At 40.5% G+C, this 23,874-nt stretch carries 16 protein-coding genes and 1 tRNA gene; 6 read left to right on the top strand and 11 right to left on the bottom strand.

Going from position 1 to position 23,874, the window contains the following annotated elements; genetic code table 11:
- Window positions 1-136: 136 nt before the first annotated feature.
- Window positions 137-208, bottom strand: a tRNA-Cys gene (locus C7B70_RS14125).
- Between the two features lie 47 nt (window positions 209-255).
- Complete coding sequence (locus C7B70_RS14120) at window positions 256-3,096, bottom strand: UPF0182 family protein (protein WP_106369667.1); 2,841 nt, start codon at window positions 3,094-3,096, stop codon at window positions 256-258.
- A 347-nt stretch (window positions 3,097-3,443) separates the two neighbouring features.
- On the opposite strand from C7B70_RS14120, the gene C7B70_RS14115 reads away from it, so the two are divergent.
- A complete protein-coding gene (locus C7B70_RS14115; RefSeq protein ID WP_106369666.1) occupies window positions 3,444-3,818 on the top strand; it encodes a hypothetical protein in 375 nt (124 codons plus the stop codon).
- A gap of 74 nt (window positions 3,819-3,892) precedes the next feature.
- On the opposite strand, the gene C7B70_RS14110 is transcribed toward C7B70_RS14115, so the two are convergent.
- Genes C7B70_RS14110 through C7B70_RS14100 form a run of 3 tightly spaced genes read right to left on the bottom strand, consistent with a single transcriptional unit; the run spans window position 3,893 to window position 8,702 of the window.
- A complete protein-coding gene (locus C7B70_RS14110) occupies window positions 3,893-4,684 on the bottom strand; it encodes a peptidoglycan recognition family protein (protein ID WP_106369665.1) in 792 nt (263 codons plus the stop codon).
- 42 nt (window positions 4,685-4,726) lie between these two features.
- The gene (recF, locus tag C7B70_RS14105) at window positions 4,727-5,848 is read right to left on the bottom strand and encodes a DNA replication/repair protein RecF (protein ID WP_106369664.1); all 1,122 of its coding nucleotides are present in this window, start codon (window positions 5,846-5,848) and stop codon (window positions 4,727-4,729) included.
- A 55-nt stretch (window positions 5,849-5,903) separates the two neighbouring features.
- Entirely contained in the window at window positions 5,904-8,702 is a 2,799-nt protein-coding gene (locus C7B70_RS14100; protein WP_106369663.1) for a cation-translocating P-type ATPase, read from the bottom strand.
- A gap of 215 nt (window positions 8,703-8,917) precedes the next feature.
- On the opposite strand from C7B70_RS14100, the gene C7B70_RS14095 reads away from it, so the two are divergent.
- Together C7B70_RS14095 and rpsU are read left to right on the top strand one after the other, a co-directional pair.
- Window positions 8,918-10,588, top strand: a complete 1,671-nt coding sequence (locus C7B70_RS14095; protein ID WP_106369691.1) for a transglutaminase domain-containing protein — start codon at window positions 8,918-8,920, stop codon at window positions 10,586-10,588.
- 205 nt (window positions 10,589-10,793) lie between these two features.
- The gene (gene rpsU / locus C7B70_RS14090) at window positions 10,794-10,973 is read left to right on the top strand and encodes a 30S ribosomal protein S21 (protein WP_009632535.1); all 180 of its coding nucleotides are present in this window, start codon (window positions 10,794-10,796) and stop codon (window positions 10,971-10,973) included.
- Between the two features lie 60 nt (window positions 10,974-11,033).
- Here the strand turns inward: rpsU and pth are convergent, their stop codons facing one another.
- The 3 genes from pth to psbH all read right to left on the bottom strand — a co-directional run bounded on the left by pth (window position 11,034) and on the right by psbH (window position 12,334).
- Window positions 11,034-11,669 carry an aminoacyl-tRNA hydrolase gene (gene pth, locus C7B70_RS14085; RefSeq protein ID WP_106369662.1) on the bottom strand — a complete coding sequence of 212 codons (636 nt, stop codon included), beginning with the start codon at window positions 11,667-11,669 and terminating at the stop codon, window positions 11,034-11,036.
- A 17-nt stretch (window positions 11,670-11,686) separates the two neighbouring features.
- Window positions 11,687-11,998 carry a TatA/E family twin arginine-targeting protein translocase gene (locus C7B70_RS14080; RefSeq protein WP_106369661.1) on the bottom strand — a complete coding sequence of 104 codons (312 nt, stop codon included), beginning with the start codon at window positions 11,996-11,998 and terminating at the stop codon, window positions 11,687-11,689.
- A gap of 126 nt (window positions 11,999-12,124) precedes the next feature.
- Entirely contained in the window at window positions 12,125-12,334 is a 210-nt protein-coding gene (gene psbH / locus C7B70_RS14075; protein WP_106369660.1) for a photosystem II reaction center phosphoprotein PsbH, read from the bottom strand.
- Window positions 12,335-12,420: 86 nt separating this feature from the next.
- Here psbH and psbN point away from each other — a divergent pair, with 86 nt between their 5' ends.
- The gene (gene psbN, locus C7B70_RS14070) at window positions 12,421-12,552 is read left to right on the top strand and encodes a photosystem II reaction center protein PsbN (protein WP_106369659.1); all 132 of its coding nucleotides are present in this window, start codon (window positions 12,421-12,423) and stop codon (window positions 12,550-12,552) included.
- A gap of 104 nt (window positions 12,553-12,656) precedes the next feature.
- Here psbN and C7B70_RS14065 read toward each other — a convergent pair whose 3' ends face one another.
- Window positions 12,657-15,899: an alpha-mannosidase gene (locus tag C7B70_RS14065; RefSeq protein WP_106369658.1), complete on the bottom strand. Its 3,243-nt coding sequence runs from the start codon at window positions 15,897-15,899 to the stop codon at window positions 12,657-12,659.
- Between the two features lie 82 nt (window positions 15,900-15,981).
- Between C7B70_RS14065 and C7B70_RS14060 the strand changes: the two genes are divergently transcribed.
- Window positions 15,982-17,385, top strand: coding sequence for a hypothetical protein (locus tag C7B70_RS14060; protein WP_106369657.1), 1,404 nt, complete (start codon window positions 15,982-15,984; stop codon window positions 17,383-17,385).
- Between the two features lie 69 nt (window positions 17,386-17,454).
- Here the strand turns inward: C7B70_RS14060 and C7B70_RS14055 are convergent, their stop codons facing one another.
- Window positions 17,455-19,551 carry a cytochrome-c peroxidase gene (locus tag C7B70_RS14055; RefSeq protein WP_106369656.1) on the bottom strand — a complete coding sequence of 699 codons (2,097 nt, stop codon included), beginning with the start codon at window positions 19,549-19,551 and terminating at the stop codon, window positions 17,455-17,457.
- A 632-nt stretch (window positions 19,552-20,183) separates the two neighbouring features.
- Entirely contained in the window at window positions 20,184-22,376 is a 2,193-nt protein-coding gene (selD, locus tag C7B70_RS14050) for a selenide, water dikinase SelD (protein ID WP_106369655.1), read from the bottom strand.
- A gap of 175 nt (window positions 22,377-22,551) precedes the next feature.
- Here selD and C7B70_RS14045 point away from each other — a divergent pair, with 175 nt between their 5' ends.
- A complete protein-coding gene (locus tag C7B70_RS14045) occupies window positions 22,552-23,874 on the top strand; it encodes an efflux RND transporter periplasmic adaptor subunit (protein WP_233220935.1) in 1,323 nt (440 codons plus the stop codon).

Genomic DNA, 23,874 nt, shown 5'->3' with positions numbered 1-23,874 from the left:
ATATCTACGTCGTGCCTAAAACGTGCCTAATTTTCTGGGTACATTAGGGTACATCTAGGTACATTTACGACTATTAACAACCCCGGCAATGCTTGATAAACCAGGGTTTTGGGGCAATTGTTGGTATAGTAAAACAAGGCGACACCCGGATTTGAACCGGGGGATAAAGGTTTTGCAGACCTCTGCCTTACCACTTGGCTATGTCGCCGCTCTTCAATAAGTGCGATCGCTATATTAACAGATTATGCTCCCAAATTACGATGGCTCCCCTACTGGACGAATAATAGCGGGAGTAGTTGTTTCTTTTGCTTGAAAAATTGCCTTTAAAGCTTGGTCTAAGGTTTCTGCCATCACAATCCGGTTTTCGTAAGCAACAACAACTCTAACTAAAGTTGGTAAGCTGTTTTGCTCGGCCTCTAAATAAATTGGCTCTACGTATAGCAAAGATTGCTTAATGGGGACAATCAACAAATTGCCTTGAATAGCTCTAGAGCCTTGGCGGTTCCATAGGGAAATTTGCTGCGAAATTACTGGATCTTGATTGATTCGCGCTTCAATTTGCTCAGTTCCATAAACTAATTGCTGTTTGGGAAACTCGTAAAGTAACAACTTACCGTAGTTTTCGCCGTCGGAACGCGCTGCTAACCAAGCAATTAAGTTGGTGCGTTGTTTGGGAGTATAGGGCAGTAGTAAAATAAATTCTTCAAAAGGTGCATCAGGTAAGCTAGTAATTAAGTAATAAGGCTCTACTAATTTGGTTTTATTCCCATAAACTTCATTAGGTATCTGCCACTGATCTTCTCGATTGTAGAAAACTTGCGCGTCGGTCATGTGGTAAGTCATTAACCGCTCCGATTGAATATTAAAGAAGTCTACTGGGTAGCGTAAATGGCTACGGAGCGTTGCAGGCATAGCGCTAAGAGGCTTGAATAATCCTGGAAATAGCTGCTGCCAAGTAGTAATAATTGGATCTTTTGGATCGGCAATATAAAAGTCAACGGAGCCATGATAAGCATCAATCACAACTTTAACGGAGTTGCGAATGTAATTAATTCCTTGACTGCCTCGATCTGAATAAGGATAGCGATCGCTTGTGGTATAAGCATCAACTACCCAGTACAAATAATTGTCCTCTTGCTTTATTTTGGTATCTGCTACTACTAAATAAGGATCGCCATCGTATTGTAAAAAAGGAGCAATTTCTCGAATCCGTTGATTAATATTGCGCCTAAATAATACTTTGGTGTCAGGCAAAAAGTTTCGCGTTAGTAACATTTGCCAATCGTTTAAGTATCTAGCAAATAAACTTTTACGCCAAAAGGAACCGATATTAATTCCCCCTCTACCATCGTAAGTGTTGTAAACATTGTCGTTGCCACTGGGATAGTCTAATTCTTTAACTTTAGTCCCTGTCATCACGTAAGTATTAGCTATCTCTCCGTAATAAATCCGGGGTTGTCCGATGGGAATACTGGCGCTAATAGCGGGGCTAGAAGTGTCTAGAGCGGTAGCGCCTCCTATATCCTTAATAAAGTAATCAGGCAACCCACTAGGGGCTACAGTGTTTACGGGGCTGAGGGTAAAGCCATAGCCGTGAGTGTAAATTAGACGCTTGTTAACCCAGGTTTTGGCTTGTTGCGGTACGGCGCTATAATCTAATTCTCGTGCAGCAATAAAAGTCTGTCGTTTTTGGGAAGCTGTGGAATCAGATTGCAGGGTATAGCGATCAATATCTGCGTCAGGAAACTTATAGTACAGGCGGATTTGTTGTAACTGGCGATTACTATCTAATAAGGGCTTGCGATCCCATAGGCGGATATTATTAATAGTAAGCTCGTTAGCTTGAATATCTGCGTAAGTTAGGGTGTCTTGAGGATTGAAGGAGCGAATTTCAATGTTTTCTAAGTCGAAAGCTTGTCTAGTTAAAGCTATACTCCGCTCTATATAGGGGCGCTCTCTAGCGAGTTCGTTGGGTTGAACGATTAAGCGCTGTACTACTGTCGGCAGGATTAAATCAGTAGCGATCGCAATTGTGGCATAAAGTCCTAATATATAAGCTATAAAACTTGACTTTTTGGCAATAGCACCTGTCAATAACAATATTGCGATCGCTATCCCCATTATACTTAGCAGTGTATAACCTCGCAGTTGAATTGCAATGTCTGTATAGCTTGCGCCGTAAGCAACTCCCCGCGTTGAATACAATAATTCGTAGCGACTTAGCCAATAGCTAAAGGCAACTATCAACAACAAACTGCTACCCAAAATGAATAAATGTTGTCGCTGCTGGCGAGAAAATCCGCGAAACCTTCCTTGACTCAAACTATCGGACGATAGTAAATAAGTAATAGCTACAGCAATTAAACCGTATAAACCTAATCCTACTAACCAAAATTCTCCCAGTCTCCAAATTGGCAGAGTAAATATATAAAAGCTGATATCTTTGTTAAATAAAGGTTCAATACTGTTAAAAGCTGTAGGATGCAGATATTGCAGTAGGTTCGCCCAGTGTGCAGATAGAACTAAACCCATAATCGCACTGAGTAATAGCGCGATTACTTTTAACAATAATTGGGGATATATTAGCAGTGCGAGCATACTGCTTAATAACAAACCAATTGTCAAGCTTTGCTTACTTAGTTGCTGGCACATTTGCCAGACTGATTCTAGAGTAAATAAGGGTGGAATCGGCGGCGAGATATTCGGTAAGCTAAAGTTAATCGGCTGCCAGTAACTCCAAGCAACTTTGCTGTAGTGAAATAATAATAAAGCTACAAGTAAGTTTAATCCCAGTATTCCCGGTAATAGCCAGTTTAATTTAATAGTGGGGGAGTTCTTTACTCCTACCAACACCTGCGATTGTTGAGAATATTTTAGTCGCTGGGCGATTTGTAAATTTCCGACTAAGTAAAGCGCCGTTATACTACTTGCGGTTATCCATACTAAAGCTTGCGCCATTAGCCGTGACTGCAACACTTGTAAGTAGCCAACTTCTTGAAACCAAAGAAATTCTGCCCCTATTTGTGCCAGTATTCCCCATAGTAACCATAACCCTGTCAATAGGCTGGTTATTTGCAAGCCCCGTTTCCAAACCACAGATTTTTTATATTGGCTTAAGCCTGAGTTACACTTTATATCGTAATAATTTTATGATTATTTAATTAACTATTTTGCTGCGCTCGAATATAAAAGTAATATTTTGACGGTTAGAATTAAGTTAAATTTATATTTAGTTCTTTAATTTTCAACTCCAGCGTGTTTAATTATACAAAAGCTCCAAGGCAAGTTATTGATTTAGGGAGATGTATAAAATTGGAAATAAAGTAAATTTAGTAGGGTGACTTGCAAAGCTCCAATATTTTTTAACCTCCACTGAATGGAGGGTTAAAAATAGGTAATTTAATATTATATAGGTAGGTATTAAGCATTTAAAGGTAATTAATATGGATAGCGATAAAATTATTGAACAATATTTAGCAGATAAGAATAATGATGTTGCTCAGACAACCCAGAGCGATCTAAAAGTAGAAAATGTAAAAACTCTAGGGAGAGTTACATCAGATTCTATTATGTTAGGGGGAATTGTTTGTTTTGTTATATGTTGGGCAGCCATCTTTTTGATGCTGTCAAAGAGAGTTAGACTTGCGCGCAAGGCAATTGCTGTTAACATTAAAACTTTAGAGCAAATACCCTGTAAAAACTGTAATTTTTACTCTAACGATCCTCATCTTAAATGTGCAGTAAATCCTTCTAGCGTGATGACAGAAAAAGCAGTAAATTGTTCGGACTACTGTGCTAAGGAGAATAAATTGTTTTGATTAAAATAGCTAAATAATAAAGAGCATTTAATTATTTTAAGCAGCTTAAAAATGAGATGAATATATCTTACTTCTTACCGACGATAAGACCTTAGTACAATTAAAAAGTTTCGGAAATCGAAATTTCTAGGATCGATTCTTTTACCCGAACGATCTACAGCTTTATGGGTAGTAATTCGAGCTTCAGAGACGCTACTTTGAGCAATTAACCAAGCGAGAGAATTGTACTGCACTTGGGTATAACCACTATGACTTTTACTGTTGTTTCGACCGTCTGGCGGTGTTTCAAAAGCAACGTGATAAGCAAAATTATTAACTGAGGGAGGAAACTGTAAATGCGTCTTAACAGTTTCAATGCCATTTTCACCCCTAAACACAGAATTTCCTGCACCAAAAGCGCGAAACTCTCGCGGTACTATATAAATAACTGTTCCATCTAACTTAATTAAAGTGTGATAGCTAACTTGAGCATTTTCATTAGTATGAGGAGTTTGAAAATTATTTATAGCGCTAGTAGCAGAATTAACAGTTTCATGAATGACTATAATAGGTTGATTATTTACTGGTCTACCATTCACATCTTGAGAATAACGCTGTCCGTAGTTGTTAGGATGCGCCCGGCTAACCTCGTATTTAGGTTGATAACTTGCTACAAATTCAACCTTATTGATTTGGTTATTTGGTATAGTATTAGTAATTTTTTGTGGGGGGATAATTGGACTTGTAATATTATTAGGTATAGCTGGCATTGATGTAACGTCTAAGTTGTCTTGGGGCTTAGTTTGCCCAATAATTACCACAATAATTAAAGCTGCAAGCTGGGGAAGAATTAATAATCCTCTAATGATCCAAACATTGCCCCTCATATTCTTATTTTTTAAATACAATAAGCATTATTATAATGTGTTCTATATTTGATTTGAGATTTGCCCAGCGCGGACGGTAAGAACTTGAGAAGATTTTAACCACTGAGCATCAAAAGAACCGAGATGTGTAGTAGTGATTAGAGTTTGAAATCTGTCTTGGATAGCATCAAGTAGTTGATTTTGACGGTTTAAATCTAATTCCGCTAAAACATCATCAAGTAATAATAAAGGCGGTTCTCCAACTACTTCTTCAATCAATTTTAATTCTGCAAGTTTAAGTGCTAGAACTAATGTACGTTGCTGACCTTGAGAACCATAAGACCTAGCGGGAGTTTGATTAATAATTAGCTCAATTTCGTCGCGGTGAGGGCCAACTAAAGTAGTCCCTTGATGCTGTTCAGCGACTTCTCTAGTAGCAATTTTGGCTAAAAAAGCTTGCTGTACTTGCTCTGGTTCATTTTGTTCTAAAGATATATTTGGCGCGTATTGGATTGCTAAAATTTCTGTACTGCCACTAATGCTAGAGTGCCAAGCTTGGGCAATTGGTGCTAGTCTTTCTACAGCACGCGATCGCCTTCTCGTAACTCTAGAACCTGCAACCGCTAGTTGTACATTCCAAAGTGCTAATTCTTGTTCGTGGCTTTTAATGCCCAATTCTTGAATTCTCTTTAAAAAAGCATTGCGCTGTCGTAATACTTGGTTGTATTGCTGCAAAATGTAAGCATAAATAGGTTCTAGCTGAATTAATAAAGTATCTAGCCAATGACGGCGTTGTTCTGGGCCACCGCGTACTAAATCTAAATCTAAGCTAGAAAACTGTACGGCATTTAGTACCCCCAAAAAATCTAACTGACGGCGCAGAGTTTCGCTATTTTTGGCAACGCTACGGCGACCGTTGCGCCGTAAGGTTATAGATAAATCATTGGTGCTATTTTGGCGCTCAATAGTGGCGGAAATTTGTCCAACAGGTTCAGATTCTCTAACTAAATCACGATCGCGGCTGTTACGATGCGATCGCAAGGTGGCTAATAATTCCACAGCCTCAAGTAAATTCGACTTTCCTTGAGCGTTATCGCCAACTAAGATTGTTTTCGGGGCGAGAAAGTCGATTTTTTGATCTTTGTAATTGCGAAACTGGCGAATTTGTAAGGTTTTGAGATACATAGTATAGGGGGCGCACCTATGCGCCCTAAGAGCAGAATTTAGTTAAAAATTCCTCTTATCCTCCTTTTTTAACCAAACGTACAAATAATTTTTCGCCTTCAATCCAGACAAACATTAAAGCACTAAAGCCGAAACAAATAGCTAGTTCAAAAGGAGACAGGTAGTAAGTACCAAAAAATTGTTGTAAGGGTGGAACGTAAACTAGCAATAGCTGTAAGAAAGTTGTCACCACGACAGCACCAAGCAAAAAGGGATTAGATAGAGGATTTAGCTCGATAGTTAGCTGAGTATTGGAACGAATAGCGATCGCATGACCCATTTGAGCAATACACAAGGTAGTAAATACCATTGTTTTCCAAGTGTTGGGATCGCGGGGATAACCAGGGGCATTGGTATAGTTGTAAGCCCAGATCATCAGGGCGATCGTAATGATCGCAAAGACAATTCCAATTCTTACCATATAAGAACCTAATCCCCGCGCAAATATACTCTCGCGCGGATTAAAGGGAGGACGATTCATAACATTTGGTTCGGCGGGTTCTACCGCTAAAGCCAAAGCTGGTACGCCATCAGTAACTAAGTTCATCCACAAAATTTGTAAGGGAGTTAAGGGAATCCCACTTAGTCCTAAAATTGGGGCGGCGGCGATTGTAATTACTTCTCCGATATTACTACCCAAAATGTACTTAATAAAGCGGCGAATATTGGTGTAAACAACCCTTCCTTCTTCCGTTGCGGCGACAATCGTAGCAAAGTTGTCATCTAGCAAAACCATGTCACTAGCTTCTTTGCTCACATCTGTACCTGTGATGCCCATAGCGATACCAATATCGGCTTGTTTGAGTGCAGGTGCATCATTGACTCCATCCCCCGTCATAGCTACGAATCTACCCCGCTTTTGTAAGGCTTGGACGATCCGCAACTTGTGTTCGGGGGAAACTCTAGCGTAAATGCTAACTAAATCTACTTGTTGTTCTAGCTCCTCTTGGCTCATCCGCTCTAATTCTTGCCCAATTAAAACGCGATCGCTCGCTTGAGCAATTCCTAAGTCCGCCGCGATCGCTCTTGCTGTAAGTTGGTGATCTCCAGTAATCATAATCGGGCGGATTCCAGCTACACGACACTTGGCTACAGCATCTCGTACTTCTGGGCGCGGTGCGTCAAGCATTCCCACTAATCCCAGCCACACTAAACCCAACTCTGAGGTTTCTTGAGAGTTGTCTGGGGGTACATTTGTAAGCGGTTTGTAAGCAAAACCCAGTACGCGCAAGCCATTACCTGCCATTTGGTCGTTTTGAGTGAGGATTTGCGCTCTTTGCTCTTGGGTAACGGGGACAATGCGATCTCCTGTATGGATGCGATCGCATCTTTCTAAGGTTAATTCCGGGGAACCTTTCGTAAACATTACATAGCTTTGTGCCTCTAGCAAACCATTTTGCAATGCTTGGTTGCTAACTTCAGGCTCTACCGTACAAATAACGCTCATCCGTTTACGTTCAGAGGAAAAGGGAAATTCAGCGACGCGCGGTAAACGAGCTTGCCATTGATCTCTTTCTACTCCAGCTTTACCCGCCAAAGATAGTAAAGCGCCTTCAGTAGGATCGCCGATGATAATCCATTGTCCTTGGTCTTGTTGTAAATTTGAATCGTTACAAAGGGCGCAAGCAACTAATAATGCTTGTAATTCTGGGTATTCTTGACTATTAGCTTTAGTTCCATCTATTTGAAATTCTCCATTTGGTTCGTAACCTTCGCCTGTAACTTTAAACGCGCGGTGATTTGTATAAGCATTTTGCACCACCATTTTATTTTGCGTTAACGTGCCAGTTTTATCTGAGCAAATAGTTGTAACGCTACCGAGAGTTTCTACGGCGGGGAGTTTGCGAATTAATGCCTTGCGTTTTACCATGCGTTGGGTTCCCAAGGCAAGAGTTACTGTAATTACGGCAGGTAAGCCTTCGGGAACTACCGCTACAGCCATACTTAAAGATACTTCCAACAGTTCTTCAAAAGCACCCCCTCGGAGGACACCAATTCCTACGACTAAAGCAACTAAACCTAAAGCGCCAGAAACTAAAACATTGCCTAGTTGCTCCATTCTTTTTTGCAATGGCGTAGGTTCGCTTTCCACCGACTGTAATAGCGCTGCAATGCGTCCCAGTTCGGTTTGCATTCCCGTACCCGTAACGATCGCTTTGGCGCGTCCTTGGACGATTTCTGTGCCTTGAAATACTAAGTTAATGCGATCGCCCAAAGCTGTATCTTTTGGTAAATGCAACTCGGCTTGCTTTTCTACCGCGTGAGCTTCTCCAGTTAATGCTGATTCTCTCACTTGTAAGTTAGATTCTTCTATCAACCGTCCGTCGGCGGCTAACTGTACTCCTGCTTCAAGGAGCATTACATCTCCTGGGACTAATTCTTTGGCGGCGACTTCGCTAAGTTTGCCATCGCGCAACACTCTTACTAAAGGCGAGGAAAGACGTTTGAGGGCGGCTAAGGCTTTTTCGGCGCGACTTTCTTGGAGGTAGCCCAAAATGCCGTTGAGGATCACAATTAAAGAAATTGCGATCGCATCTTTGGGAAAACTACCGCTTCTGAGATCCAAAATTGCCGATACGACTGCTACAGCTATCAGCATTAACAACATGATGTTTTTGAACTGATCGACCAAAATTACAAAAGGGCTGCGTCCGGCGGTTTCCTGTAGCTCGTTTAGCCCGTATCGCGCTTGGCGTTGCTGTACTTCAGTGGAGCTTAAACCGGAGGTGCGATCGCTCTCCAGCACTTGTAAGGTTTTGTCAATTTCTAGGTTGTGCCAGACGGCGGCTTCTTTAGGCAGAGAATTTGCAGACATGGGGGTAGCTTTTAGAAAAATACTTACTAAGAATCTTGACCTATTCCCCCCGATAAATCGACGGGATTCTCAAAAATTGAGCTTATAAATTATAACTATTAGCTCAATTGCTCATTCTTGCAGTTTTTAGGCTAACCAAACCCAAGTTCACCGCTTACAGTTTAAAGTAGCGAAATTTGTTTACGATTGGTATCAGATTTTTAGTTTTATTTAGTATGAATCCTGTTGACTCGATTTCCCGTAGCCATGACTCGTCAAAACAACAACGGAGAACAATTAGACCAATTGGTGCTGCCGCCATTGCTGGCATTACTTTTTTAGGCGATCAACTCCTGGCGATTGACACAGTAAAGGGGCATTTATTACAAATAGATCCTGTCACTGACAATACAACTATTCTTAATACTCGCCAGGCTACAGATTTTATTGATGTAACGGGTTTGTGTTTATGGGATGACACTTTATGGTTTAGCCAAGGTGGCACTGTTTACTTCTGTCCTAGGGGAGAATTTCACCTTAAATCTTTTGTAACTTTGCCTTATCAAGCTGATGGTGTTGCTGTTTGGGAATCAACGGTTTATGTGACTTCTCAAAAATCTGGCTACATTCTCATTTATGATCGCAATACAAGGCGACAAATTACTAAGTTTTATGCTCCGGGGGTAGGTATTCAAAATATTACTATTCGTGGCGAAGAAATTTGGATTAGCGATAGCACCGAACAAACTGTATACTGTCTCGACCGGGCAACGGGAGCAATTAAGTTTAGCGTTTTGACTCCTTTTGAACGTCCTACAGGTTTAGCTTTTCATACTAATTCTGAAACTAATTTATCTACTCTATACGTAGCTTACGCCGGGGAGGAAGTTTATATTCGGGATAATCCCAACGCTGACCCCTCCCACGAATTAACTTACCGCGATCGCACTTTTATTCATCCCCTCGATTATCAATACAATTCCCAGGGACACTTTGCCCTTTCTAATGGCTATTTAATCGAAATGTCTTATGTCGAAGAACTAGCACCTTTAGAAGAAGTAGATATAGAGCAGGTAGAATGGCGTATTGCTTTACCATCATCTAGCGATCGCCAAAAAGTTAGAAGTGTTGAAAGTGTTGGTATACCTTTTATTACTGAAGAAGTAAGCGGACAAAAAGTAGCAGTATTTAAGTTTGATAGTATTAAGCCCGGCGAACGACATATATTTGGTTGGAAAGCATTAATCGAAGTGCGCTCTATTAAGTATCGTTTTACGCCTAAAGATTTGGAGAAAATTCCCGAATTAGACGAGGAGTTGCGCGATCGTTATTTGGTAGATGATGATGATTTAGCAATGGATACTCCTATTGTTACTCGTGCGGCTCGTGAAGCTATTGGCACAGAAACAAATTTGTTGCGGAAAATGTACAATATCCGCAATTACGTTTACGACCAACTTTCCTACGGAATTAAACCTCACATTGATAGCCCAGATATCGCCTTAGAAAGGGGTGTTGGTTCCTGCGGCGAGTACGTGGGTGTTTTGCTTGCTTTATCGCGCTTAAATGGCATCGCTTGCCGCACTATTGGGCGTTATAAATGTCCCCCCTTCCCTGAACAAAAAAACATTCCTTTGCAACCGGATTTTAATCATGTCTGGTTAGAATTTTACGTGCCGGGAATTGGTTGGTTACCGATGGAATCTAACCCCGATGATATCTCCGACACTGGCCCTTATCCATCACGGTTTTTTATGGGTTTGGCTTGGTATCATATTGAAATTGGTAAAGGGATTACTTTTGAAACTTTTACATCTTCCGGTGTCAAGTTAGAAGACGTTTCAATTGGAGACTTGGCGATCAACCATATTCGATTTACAATTCTCGAAGAATTACCGGGTTTTTGATAAGTTTAAAGCGTTACGTCCCTTAGCCTCAAGGCAAGCTAAGGTAACGATTGTGTGTTACGATATCAACCGCTAAGTCCGAGACAGTTGAAGGCGTAGCTTGATTAAAAATCAAATAGCAAGGACTTCGCCCTGCCTTGTTTTATTTACATTTCGGCTAAACAAAGCTCATAATTAATAAAGTTACGTACTAGAAGGAGTAAGAATGACCCAAGTTGTATTAGGCGAAAATGAAGGCATAGATTCAGCATTACGTCGGTTTAAACGGCAAGTTTCCAAAGCAGGGATTTTAGCGGATGTGAAATATCATCGGCATTTTGAAACACCGCTTGAGAAGCGCAAGCGCAAATTAGTTGCAGCTAGACGCAAGCGTCGTTTTAGATAAAAGTATTCTTGAATTGTTAATAAAGCGGATGGGGAAGCAGAAACCCTATCCGCTTTATTGTTAGTTACTTTTTACCAAAATACTCCGGTTGTTGTAGCGATTCATTGCTTGTTCTACTCCTTGCTTTAAAGAGAGTTCTACGCAATCAACTACTAAGCTAAGAATTTCCGTAACCATAACAGATTCTTGGGCGTTAAATTGTCCCAGCACGTAAGAGATAGTATTAGCATCGTCTCCCGCTACAGAGTTTTGGGGTTTACCGATGCCTATACGCAGCCTGGGGAAGTTTTGATTGCCAAGGTGAGAAATAGCACTTTTCATGCCGTTGTGACCCCCTGCGGAGCCTGATAAGCGCAAGCGTAGTTTTCCCAGGGGCAAATCCATGTCATCATAAATTATTAATACCGATGTTGGCGGCAACTTAAACCAATCAGTCACGGCGCGAATTGATTGCCCGGAACGATTCATATAAGTAAGCGGTTTAAGCACGCGAATTTTGGTTAATTGCTTTTGTCCTTCGCCAAATTCTCCTTGATATTTGCGATTTTCCGATAGGTTAATTTGCCAAGCACGAGAAATCGCATCTATTGCCGCAAAGCCGATATTGTGACGAGTGCGATCGTATTTTGGTTCGGGATTACCTAAGCCAACAATTAATTGGGGAATTACTATTTGGGAAGCTGGGGCCTCAGTCATTGGGTATTTTTTAACTTTTAGTTAGCTTCGGAAGTAATAACTTGACTTTCTGGCTCTTGTATGGGTGAAGTTTGAGCTATATTTTCGGCTTCGCTAGGTGCGGGAGTTATTTGTTTTGGTTCAATTTCGGCGGTGGTTTTGACGGCAGTTTCTATTTGCTCTGCTTCGCGTTTAAATTCATCTTCAAATTCTTTGGAAGCGTCTTGAAAGCTACGAATTGCTTTACCCATACTTTTACCGATTTCTGGCAACTTTTTCGGCCCAAAAATCAGCAGCGCTACCACCATAATTAAAGCCATTTCTGGTAAACCAATGCCAAATACATTCATATCCAATTCCTACAACTTCTTTACCGATCTTAGCTTAGGTACAGTAGCTCCTTGGGTAGCATCTCAATAAAAAACCCGGACAAGCCGGGAAAAACACTACCTAAATAAAAATGAAAATACTACTATTTAGTTGCCTAAAGTTGACCAATCTGGGGTTATGTCTACTCGTTCAATCAGTAGCGATGAGTTGTAAATTTGCAGAATAATCAGCAAAAAGACAAAAAATAGCAACATGAAGACAGCCATAACGGGTGTTGTTCCCCAACCGCGAGCAACTTTACCGTATTCAGAGTTTAAGGGTCTGAGGATTTCTCCTAACCAAGTCCGTTGTGCCATAGCTTACCCGTTTAATAAATTCTAGAAGCTTTTTTTAATGTTCTGTAATATTCTATAGGAATAGCACTCATTATTAAAATTAGCTCATGGAACCCGCAACAGTTCTTAGCATTTCTGTCTTTGCGATCGTTATTGCCATAACTGGCGTATCGATCTATACTTCTTTCGGGCCTCCTTCTAAGGAATTAAGCGATCCTTTTGAAGACCACGAAGATTAAATTTCTACTTTTTTGAGGTTAAAGCCCCAATTACATGGTGTTTGGTAAGAGTTTAAGACTAAACACTAGGTAATTTTTGGGTGGTGTAGCTTTTAAGACAAAGATTAGGTTTCAATCAGTGCGAAGCTCTGCGAGCTTGTGGCTCTATCGCACTTCCCCCTTAAAACTACAAAATTAGTTATTTTCCAAGGCATAGTATCAAAGTTTGTTTGAGTAGGACGCTCTAAAATATCTACCTGTTGAGTTACTTCTAATCCTAAATTGCTTTGCAACGATACTTTTTCTGCTACTAATCCATGACATTCATAGCAGCGCAAAATCCACTCTTGCGGGTTGTCTTCCGATTGTTTGAAGGCAGTTATAACTAGATTATCGGCGGATAAATTTAGAAAACTCCCAACTTCTGGTAGAGTTCCAGGTTTAGAACTAGAAGTTGCTGGTAGTTGAATTACTTGAAAGGGGACATTTAATTCGTAGCCGTGCCGGACGGTCTGGGCAGTTTGCCAATTGCCAGAGTGAGGATAAATAGCATAGGTAAATTCGTGGTGTCCTTGATCGGCTTCGGGGTCTGGCCAACTAGCACTTCTCAACAAAGTTAGATTTAGTTGATTAGGTTTGCTGTCGTAGCCGTATTTGCAATCATTGAGCAAACTTACACCGTAGTCATCAGTGCTTAAATCTGCCCAGCGCAAAGCCGGGACTTCCCACTTAGCTTTTTGCGTTGGTGTTGTGGGTTTAGTTGGTCTAGAAATAGTCCCAAAAGGAATTTCAAAAGTAGCGCTATCGGTTTCAAAGTTGAAAGGAAAAGCAGCTTTTACTAATACTTCCCTTTCTTTAAAGTCTACGGTGGTAGCTATTTTTAGGATGGGTGAATCTTTCTGTAAGATGTAATCGCAGGAAAATTCAGATTTGCCTAATTGTCTTACTACTCGTAAACAAGTTTGAATTGCGCCTTTTTCTATCCATTGAATAGATTTTAGTTGCGATGATTCTAGGGGATATTGCTTGTAGTTTGGATCTATATTCCAAGCATCCCAATATTGACCACTATCTTTATATGCTTGTAGTTGATTTCCTCCACTTTTATTGAGGATTTCTCTATTATTGTTTTTATCGAAAACATTACTTAAATTACCACTATTACTATCGACAATTACCCGGAGTAATTCATTCTCTAAAACCCAATCTTTTGGCTCTAAACTATTAATTTGACTAGGGGGTCGGTTTTCTGGTAATATGAAAATGCTATTATGGCTTATAGTATTGCCTGTAGGTACTAAATCCCGGTTTTTTAACGAGTTTGCAAGAGTTTCAGCCGTTGCAGGACTCAGCCAAAACAAAGAATAACCAATGCTCTCTACTTTTTTTGCCAAAAATACTAAAGTTGTTTCGCTGGTAAGCTGGGTAAGTAATTTATCGCCAGAATGGTTGTATACGTCCCATTTGCGCCCTGAGGTGGGTAAGGAAATCGTCACAACTTGGGAAGAAACCCAGTTAAGGGGATTGAAAACAATAATTGGGATACTGTGCGGTTGGGGTGGAGAGGGGAGAGTGATGAGAGATGCGATCGCATTTAAAGACTTTTGCACCAACTCTGTAGTAACTGCCTCCACTTCTTGCCAATCTGCGTTGGCATCTACATACACTTGGGGAATAGATGAGCCGGGTAAAATATCGTGGAATTGGTTAATCAGTGTCTTTTTCCAAGCAGCTTCTATCTCCGCTTTGGGGTAGGTCAGATTAGCGCTAATAGTTGCCAAGGAAGCAAACAACTCGGCTTGATATAGCAAAGCTTCACATCGGCGATTAAACTTCTTTTGGTCGGCGTGAGTAGTGTAACAGCCGCGATGAAATTCTAGATATAGTTCGTCGTCCCAGACGGGGAATGTAGAAGCTTGTTGGATGTCTTGTAAATATTTTTCAGTAGTGGTGAACTTTGGAGTCGGAAATAAAGGTGACGATTCCCAACGTTTGGCTAATTCCAACATATCGCGGGTAGGGCCACCCCCATGATCGCCAACTCCCGGCAACCACATAGATAATGGTAAATTAGTTTGCTTTTCATGGTTGTAGCTAAAAGCTGTCATCTTGACAGGATCTATACCTTCACCAATGGGCGCAGACATGAGACTAAATAATTCTGTACCATCAGGCGATCGCCACCAAAACACATCATAAGGAAATTGGGTGGTATCGTTCCAACGCAGTTTTTGAGTAACAAAGTATTCAATTCCACCACTAGCAAGAATTTGAGGTAGTGTTGCACAAAAACCAAAAGTATCTGGCAACCAAGCAACGGTAGAAATTTTGCCGAATTTTTCTAATACATAACGCTGCCCATACAGTAATTGACGTACAATCGATTCGCCATCAATTAAATTAAGTTCGGGTTCTACCCACAAGCCGCCGATAACTTCCCAACTCCCGGCGGTTACTTGCTTTTGAATAGCTGCAAATAAGTCTGGACAATGTTGTTCTATATAGCTATAAATTGCTGGGGTGGAATGACAAAAGGTTAATTGGGGATATTCTGCTTGCAATTGTAAAACTGATGTAAAAGTCCGCTTCGCAACTTCCCAAGTTTCGCTAATCGCCCACAGCCAAGCCAAGTCTAAGTGAGCATGACCAACTAAATAAATCTGTCGCTGTTTGATTTGAGGGCTAAAATTTTGCATTCTAGAGCGCAGTTGTAAAAGACTCTGCTCAAACTTGGCTTTATCTGGTAATGCTGACCAGTCAACAGAAGCATCGATTTGTATAGGTGAATCGCTGCCAATAGTTGTTAAATACTGCTGTAAAATTGCTAATTCATCGGCAACAAAACCAGGTTCGGGGATTTCCTGGTTATTTGATTGATAAATAAGTTGACTTTTTACTAATGCGCCGTTGTCGTGGCTGGGACTTACTAGACGCAGAGCAACAATTATTTCTTGATTTGGTATCACTTGGGGACTAAGTAAAATTCTCGTTGAGCAATCGAATAAATCTCCCTCTTGGATAAGTTCGCCGTTGACAAAAATTTGGGATTTCTCCGCCCACCAAGTCAAAGCAAGTCTTAGAGATAAGCCTGTTAGAGGATAGTTTTGCAGAGTGTCGGGAACTACTATTTTTTGAACTAACCACAATACTTTTTGTCCGCTAGACCAAGAAATATGACCTTTTTCGTTTAATTTTTTTACCGACCAATTATTGCAATTCCAGGGCGCTAAATTACCTAAAACTTCGGTGAGGGAAATGTCTGCTTGATATACTTGCCAGTGAGGGATAATGTCTAAAAGACTTTGCGATCGCAAACGGGCGATCGTATCGGACAATAAGTTGCTCTCTTGGGGAGTTAAATAGTACATATTTTCGATAAGATTGGGACATATATTAAACCATTGAAGATGCAAAGGTTTTTTTGCGCTTCTCTACTACGCTAATAATCTTATGGCTTCTGCTGCTTCTAACCGTTATCAAAGCAGGCTTTTTAGTTTTATTCATAATCAATCGCGTTTTTTGACAAATCGCCTCAGTAGTGCATGGAAATCTTTGCAAGCTGTTACAAGTTGGATAGCGCCGATTGTATTTTATCCATCCCTGCCCCAATCTGCTGCAAAACAAAACTTACCTCAGTTACCAAACACACCAAAAACGGTTGATACACCTATTAAACAAGTCCTGCTTTTAGTTGGGGATTTACCTTCACAGGAGGAGATTGTAACTACAGCACCATCTAAAAATTTATTCGGATTTTTATGGAATAAGTTTTTTCCTAAAGTCAATACAAAATTATCTACTACTGCCAATTCTTCCCAATTATTAGAACCTACAGAACAGGAGAGTTCTAATTTTTTAGTCCAAAATCGTCCTATCCAGGGAATAGCCAGCTTAATATCAAACCGTTTATTAGTCTTAGTTTCCCCTACTAATGAAATTTTAGATATTTTAACTAGCCATCAGCAGCAAGTATTGCAAGCACGAATTATTAGCGAAGTTACTTGTTGGCGCTTACAAAGGTTACTGCCATCAAAAGGCGAAAGACTCCCCGCTCGTCAAAATTGGTTATTAGCGCCAGTTAACAGCATAGTTAGTTGGGTGCAAAGAGATAAAAAGCAAGGAAAATTAAGTGTTTTTCCCAATGGTGCGATCGCATCCTTAGATCGCAATCTCGCCAAATTTGAAACAGATTTAGCGCCTATAGCTAGTATTACAAAGGCTTTTCAGATTCAGGGATTGATTTGGGCGGCTATAGATTACTTTTTTAAACGCGATTGCGCGGAGCGCAGCGCCAGAGGCGATCGCATTCCTAAGTTACCTGAATTTACAACAAATAACTTAGAAGATCCTTGGTTAGAAATGAGCGATTTATTTGGGACTGAAGACTTAGCAAAACAATCTTTAGTTTTAGAAAAACCTGCAAATTCAACGTCTCACTTACCACAAAATAAAAATGTAACTCAATCTGATCAAAAATTAAACAAGTATGCTTTAAACAGTTTGCTTAGGCGCTGGCGACAACCAACTCAAAAAAACTCCGCTTCTGTAACTGTAAAAACTCCTCAAATTACCAAGATAACTAAAGCTCAACCTAACTCATTAAGCCCCAATCTTCAGATTTCTCAAAAACTAAAAGCAGTTGCGACAAATTCCCATTCATTCAACTTAAGTAATAGCGTCACTGCTAAATCTTCCGAGCGCTTAGAACCTAAGCCAGATTGGATTGAAACACCTGCGATCGCAATGGGCTATGTCAAGCATCCTTTAGAACAATTATTAGAATGGCTAGACCTTGGTATGTTGTGGTTAGAAAATACATTAGTAAAATTTTGGCATTGGTTACAGCAACGTTAAATAATTGCCATTAAAAAAGTACAGGCGCAATTGCCTGTACTTCAAAAAATTAGCTGGATTTAGAGGATTCTATAGAGCTTTCGCGGGAAAATTCTCTGTACCAGTACCGCCATTACGACCAACAGCAGGAATTTCTAACATAGTAACTGTAGCTCTACCTGTACCGTCATTAGTGACAGACTTAGTATTTCCAGGATGTCCGTTAGTAATAAACAACTGTGGGTGATCGAAAGGTGCTTTTTCTAAACGAACGCGCTCATCAGTTAGCGATTTTAAGAAAGCTACTAAAGCGTTTTGTTCATCTTCACTTAAACCAAGGTTTTCAATATCAGGATCGAGATCGTCGATATTTTGCTTGTGGAAGTCTCCACCTCGGTTGTAAAATTCAACAACTTGTTTGAGAGTCAACTGTCCGCCATTGTGAAAATAAGGAGCAGTTAATTCAATGTTACGCAAGCCAGAAGTTTTAAAAGAGCCATCAACAGCAACTCTTTCTGTTGAACTAATTGGAGGACTCAAATTTGGATCTGTAAACTTACCTTGTTGCGCCATCCGCGAATCAGAAAGAGGATTACCAAAAGGATCTTTTCCGCCTACACCTAAGTCTTCTAAAGTAGGTCTAACTCCAATGTTGTAGAAGCCATTATCGTAAACAGCCTCGCCACCATTACCCATAGTCATCCGTTCTAAACGCTCTTTTTGCACGTTTCTGACTGAAGCATTCGTAAACTCTGGCCCACCATGACAGTTAATGCACTTAGCCTTACCTTCAAAAAGCTCTTTTCCTTGCTTTTGTTGAGTAGTTAAAGCGTTACTATTACCATCAAAATACTGGTCAATAGGTGCATTATCTGAAACTAACGTAGCTTCATACAACTGAATTGCCAACCCCATAAATAACGAGAAGTTGTAATCCGTTAGAGTGAACTGATTGGTGTTCAATGCGCCTTGAGGCTGCTTAAAAGCTCGGTAACCGTCTGCACCGATTTCAATAATTTGCTTCGAGTCCCACCACTGGGGTTGAAAAGCATCTTGAACCATCTTCTCGTAGGTTTTTAACTTCAAGCCTGGTTTTGGTGCTTGGCTGTACTTACCCAGTACGCTGTCTTGTGGGTGGACTACTTGCTTACCTAGTGGTGTTAGAGATTTTAGTTTTTTACCAATCTCTCTAGGGAGCTTTTTCGTCTTAACGCTGTTAAATTTTTGACCGACATCTGGAAATATTCGACCAGTAGCAGATTCTTCCACATCACTTAATGGTGGCCCTACGGCTTGAGAAGCTGCAGAAGCATTTTTGAGGCTAATTTTGACTTTCTCTAGCGCTGACTGCTTCGTTGCTGCTTTGAGAAGGTAAGCATTAGGATCTCTAGAACCAAAAGGATTCACGCCATTAAAATCATTTTGAGCGCGTCCATCCCAGAAATTGCGGAAGTTAAATATCGCGTTGATAGAACTTGGGGTATTGCGCTCTGTAACTCGACGAGTGTTAATATCATTAATTTTGAATACTGGATCTGGTGTTAAGGTCATATTGTCTACGGCACTACCAGGAGTAATGTCATTAAACTTATTGAGGTCTACACCTTGAGAACCAGCAACATCATTAGTATCGGCTAAAACTGTGGATTTGCGATCGCCTGGATCTGATAGTTTGTGGAAAGGAAAATCACTAGGCTTGAGGATATAATTCAGTCCACCGAGATTGACCTTTTCATCTGGATTTGGACTGCCATCAGCATTTACTCGCAATAATCCTGGGCTAAGTTGATTTTTTGCTCTTGTATCTGTCCCTGCATGAAAGTGACAACTGGCGCAAGATTGCAACCCATCGCTACCAACTTGCATATCCCAAAATAAAGATTTTCCTAGCTCAATTGCGGCGGTTTTGTTTTTAACAAATTCTCCCAAATTGCTAGGTTCAGGAATGGCTACACTTTTTAACGAACCTAAAGGTTGAGAAGGTGGCGATACTTGTGCTGATACTGTATGTCCGGCTAAAATTGCCATCGTTACCAGTGCGGCTATAGTTACGCTACTTTTTAGGCTTTTTGAAGCTTTAGTAATTAGCGCTAAAAATCTATTTGGTATAAGTACAATACTGCGTAAAATTTTACGCAATTTTAATACTGTTTTAGCACTTGCTTTTTTTAAATCTGACTCTGGCAAGTTATCAATTCCCCTGGATTTATTACTAATTTACTGCACGTTAAAATTTAGCAAGAACTTTCTAACGTCTTGCTATCAGAGAGGGCGATATATTGTTTATTTCCTCACTATTTACTTAGTCAAACATCTATAAGTGGTTGTTTAACCTCAAACTTGGTTATGACTAATAACCCAAAAGCTTTTTTTCTGACTTTTCCCAACTTCAGTTTAGATCAAAACTTTAGTAAAGATTGTCATTTTTGATTGTGAGCGATCGCACTACATTTTATCACCTTATTCTAAAGGTAGATGAAAGTATTTTATTAATAGCTATATAGCCATAGCTAAGGATGCTCTTATTGTTACACTTGCAAACATCTTAAATGTCTAACAAATGTCTAGGATATGTAAACTTTATGTCTAAGATACGTCCAAAGTAAAATCTATGTCTTAAGTAGTAGCAATGCTCAATTGATTATTGGCTGAATATCTTTTATGAAAATAGCGAGATAGTATGGCAACGATGGTTATCATTCCAATAATCCAAGTCCAACACTCTACTGAAGATTACAGATTAAAAGTGAGTAACAAAGCCTTTTTAATCAAACTCAACCAAAAAGGCGAAGCTCTGCGAGCTTGTGGCTCTATCGCACTCAGGCATTGAGATGTACCCTATAATCTTTTGAATGCTGGACAACACGACCAATAATTGTAGCTTGCGAATATCCCAAAGCTTGTAACTGTGTAACGCAAGCGTTTGCGTTCTTACTATCAATTGCTGCTAATAAGCCACCAGAAGTTTGCGGATCGAATAGTATTGGATAATTTAAGCAGTCGCAAACTTTTTCTATATTGTCGATGTAACGCGAAAATTGGAGATTTTCAGGATGCAAAGAACTAAATATTCCCCTTTGTGTTGTTTCTCTAGCTCCCTCTAATATTGGGATAGCATCAATGTTTAATTCTACACTAACGTTAGAAGCTTTCACCATTTCTATTAAGTGTCCAAGTAATCCAAAACCTGTAATATCTGTACAAGCTGTAACTCCGTATTCCATTAAACAAGTAGCCGCCCCTTGATTTGACAATAGCATCGACTCAATCGCGCCATCAATCCATTGATTTTTTGCGAGAAAACGCATATCTGCGGCAAATAATGTTCCTGTACCTAATGGTTTAGTTAATATTAATAATTGCTCTGGTTGCATCCCAGATTTTTTAAGCAATTGGTGCGGACTTGCTAACCCATTACAAGATAAACCAAAACCTAATTCTAAGCCTGCGGTAGTGTGTCCGCCAATTAAAGGAATTTGGGCTTGATTTAAGACTTTGAGAGCGCCAGATAATATTTGATAAAGAGTTTCTTCAACAATAGATTCAGTCGCATAAGGGATAGATGCGATCGCAAGTACGCTTTGGGGAGTTGCACCCATCGCAAAAATATCGCTCAAACAATGATTGGCGCTAATTTGTCCAAAAATAAACGGGTCATTTACTAAGGCGCGAAAATAGTCAATAGTATGTACCATTAATTTATTTTCAGGTACTTTTACTACCGCAGCATCATCGGGAGCATCTAAACCAATAATAATATCTAGAGTGTTTTCAATTCTTTCTAATCGTTGCAATACACGCTCTAAAACCGTACTACCCACTTTAGAACCGCAACCCGCACAACGCATCTCTACTATAGGTTCAGACATTGATGGTAATTTGTGAAAACGATCCATAAACTGACGATCAATTTTGTCTTTCCAATTCCATAGCAAACCAGATGCACCTAAGCCAAAATTGCCCCAAGAAGCGATCACCTTTCCATCTCCCGTTCCAACTAAACTTAAATAGGTTTTTTGCGGCTTGTAGGGCTGTAAACGCCCCGCTAACAAAGTTTTTTGTAAGTTATTAAACAAAGGTTTTCCTTGTCTAACGGCAAATACGCCAGCTTTAGGACGCGGATAATTAATCATTGTGGCAATATCTCCCGCCGCAAAGATAAAAGGATGAGAAACCGCCTGTAAATAATCGTTTACTTGCACAAACCCTTGGGAATCGGTAGCAATTCCGCTTTCCTTAATCCAGCTAGGTGCAGAGGCTTGAGTTACCCAAAAAATGCGATCGCATTCTACTTTAAGTCCCGACTCGCAACTAATTTTATTTGGTTGTACGTCGATAACAGTTTCTTGCAGATGTAAATTAATTCCCTTTTCTATCAAAATTGCTTGCAAATGGCGACGCACCCAACCGCCATAGTGAGGCATAATTTCCGCCTCCCGATGAAACAAGTGGATTGCTACATTAGTGCTTAATCGTTGCAAATTTCCTTGCATTGCTAAAGCTAATTCCACACCCCCCGCACCACCGCCAACAATCCCCAAACTAATAGGTTTAGACGTACTGCTAACTTCTTCAATTATTTGCTGCCATTGAGTTAAAAGCTTGGCTACAGGTTTGGCTGCGATCGCATACTTATCCGCACCTGGTACATTTACACTGGCGGGAGTGCTGCCAATGTCTATAGATAATAGGTCAAAACTTACAGGCGGACGATGGGCGCAGAGAATTTGTTTGTTGACCAAATCCAATCCCACAACAGTATCAATATATAGTTGCGCTTGGGCAAATTGAGCCAAACTCCGCAAATTTATATGACATTCTTCATAAGTGTAAAATCCGGCAATATGACCGGGTAACATTCCTGAATAAGGTGTATCTGATGACTCGGTAATTAACGTTATTCTCACCCCTTCTAGAGGCTTCATAGCCCACATTCTCAGCGCGATCGCATGACTGTGACCGCCACCAATTAACACCAAATCTTTAGTAATCGGAGCGCTTGTTTGCTGCATAAAAGTTAAAAGGTTGATTTTTGCGACTTATTCTATCTTGCTGTTTTTCCCGCCAGAAGTATTGAGCCTAATTTCCTCCTTTAGTGACACGCATAGATTTCCCAAATAAGCAAAAATATTGAGATATATTAATTAGAGTGCGAAGTTTTTTATAAAATAACGGGTAGGCGATCGCGTGACTGAAACTGTAAATATCGCTGAAAGTCAAAAAACTATTCCAAAAAGGGAACAAATAGAAGAATTTGAGCAAGAGGTAGAAATAGACCTTATTCCCACCCCACAACCACCTCAGAGTTCTAGAGGTTGGCTAGTACCGTTATTAGTAGGTACAGGGCTAGGGATTGGTTTAACAGGGTTAGGGATGACTATTATGAATCGTCCCACGACTAAACCCGCAGTTACGCCCCAAAGTGTGAATTTAGCGCCGTCAATGAGCGTAACTATTGCATCGGCGGAGCTTACCCCCGTCGCCCGTACTCTTAGCGTTACAGGTACAGTCAACGCACGCGACTTAATCCCAGTTTTGCCTCAAGCTACAGGTTTACAAATTAAACAGATTTTGGTAGATGAAGGAGATTCTGTAAAAAGCGGACAAACTCTAGCAGTTTTAGATAGTTCTGTACTGCAAACTCAAATCTCTCAAGCAAAAGCCGAAGTAGAATCCAATCGAGCCGTAGTTAGGCAAAGACAAGCCTCTTTGGCTCAATCTCGTGCTACTTTAGCCGAAGCTAACAGCAATTATCAACGTTATAAAGGACTAGCTGACGCTGGCGCAATTAGTCGTCAAGAATTAGAAACCCGTTCAACTACCGCTACAACTGCACGAGAAGCGATTAGTGTCGCCCAGGCAAATATTGCCAGCGCCGAAGCCGATGTTCGCATTAGTATTGCCCGTGTCCAACAACAACAAACCCAACTAGATCAAACTATAGTCCGCGCTCCCGCTAGTGGGGTAATTGCTGAACAAACAGCCCAAGTTGGCGATGTAGCTAATAGTACGCAAAAAATATTTTCAATTATTCAAAATGGCTCTTTAGAATTGCAGGCAAAGGTACCCGCAACTAACTTAAATCAAGTAAAAATTAACTCTCCAGTAGTAGTTACAAGCGACGCAGATTCGCGTCTGCGCTTGCAAGGTAATGTTAGGGAAATAGCGCCCCTTGTAGATCCCCAAAGCCGCGAAGCTACAGTCAGAATAGATTTGCCAGCAACAGTATTGCGTCCGGGAATGTTCGCAAGTGGAGCAATTACGATCGCCAATGTCCCAGGAATAGCTATACCCGCTAAAGCTGTTTTACCTCAAAGTGACGGCAGTGGGATCGCCTTTGTGCTAACTGATGGGGATATAGTACGAAGTCAAAAAATCACTGTAGGGGAAGTAATTGGCAAAAACAATGTCGAAATAGTTAACGGATTAAAAATAGGTGATCGCGTTGTAGTTGCGGGGGCTGGCTATCTCAAAGATGGCGACAAAGTCCAGGTAGTACAAGGGAAATAA

The sequence above is a fragment of the Chlorogloea sp. CCALA 695 genome (assembly GCF_003003885.1).
Taxonomy (GTDB): Bacteria; Cyanobacteriota; Cyanobacteriia; order Cyanobacteriales; family Chroococcidiopsidaceae; genus Aliterella.
This window is presented reverse-complemented; position numbering and strand designations above follow the sequence as displayed.

What these genes read in the sequence shown, in the direction of transcription:
- recF (WP_106369664.1), bottom strand. Translation starts at nt 5,848, where the DNA reads ATGTATCTCAAAACCTTACAAATTCGCCAGTTTCGCAATTACAAAGAT.
- psbH (WP_106369660.1), bottom strand. Translation starts at nt 12,334, where the DNA reads ATGGCACAACGGACTTGGTTAGGAGAAATCCTCAGACCCTTAAACTCT.
- C7B70_RS14115 (WP_106369666.1), top strand. Translation starts at nt 3,444, where the DNA reads ATGGATAGCGATAAAATTATTGAACAATATTTAGCAGATAAGAATAAT.
- C7B70_RS14095 (WP_106369691.1), top strand. Translation starts at nt 8,918, where the DNA reads ATGAATCCTGTTGACTCGATTTCCCGTAGCCATGACTCGTCAAAACAA.
- rpsU (WP_009632535.1), top strand. Translation starts at nt 10,794, where the DNA reads ATGACCCAAGTTGTATTAGGCGAAAATGAAGGCATAGATTCAGCATTA.
- selD (WP_106369655.1), bottom strand. Translation starts at nt 22,376, where the DNA reads ATGCAGCAAACAAGCGCTCCGATTACTAAAGATTTGGTGTTAATTGGT.
- psbN (WP_106369659.1), top strand. Translation starts at nt 12,421, where the DNA reads ATGGAACCCGCAACAGTTCTTAGCATTTCTGTCTTTGCGATCGTTATT.
- C7B70_RS14065 (WP_106369658.1), bottom strand. Translation starts at nt 15,899, where the DNA reads ATGTACTATTTAACTCCCCAAGAGAGCAACTTATTGTCCGATACGATC.
- pth (WP_106369662.1), bottom strand. Translation starts at nt 11,669, where the DNA reads ATGACTGAGGCCCCAGCTTCCCAAATAGTAATTCCCCAATTAATTGTT.
- C7B70_RS14110 (WP_106369665.1), bottom strand. Translation starts at nt 4,684, where the DNA reads ATGAGGGGCAATGTTTGGATCATTAGAGGATTATTAATTCTTCCCCAG.
- C7B70_RS14100 (WP_106369663.1), bottom strand. Translation starts at nt 8,702, where the DNA reads ATGTCTGCAAATTCTCTGCCTAAAGAAGCCGCCGTCTGGCACAACCTA.
- C7B70_RS14080 (WP_106369661.1), bottom strand. Translation starts at nt 11,998, where the DNA reads ATGAATGTATTTGGCATTGGTTTACCAGAAATGGCTTTAATTATGGTG.
- C7B70_RS14060 (WP_106369657.1), top strand. Translation starts at nt 15,982, where the DNA reads ATGGCTTCTGCTGCTTCTAACCGTTATCAAAGCAGGCTTTTTAGTTTT.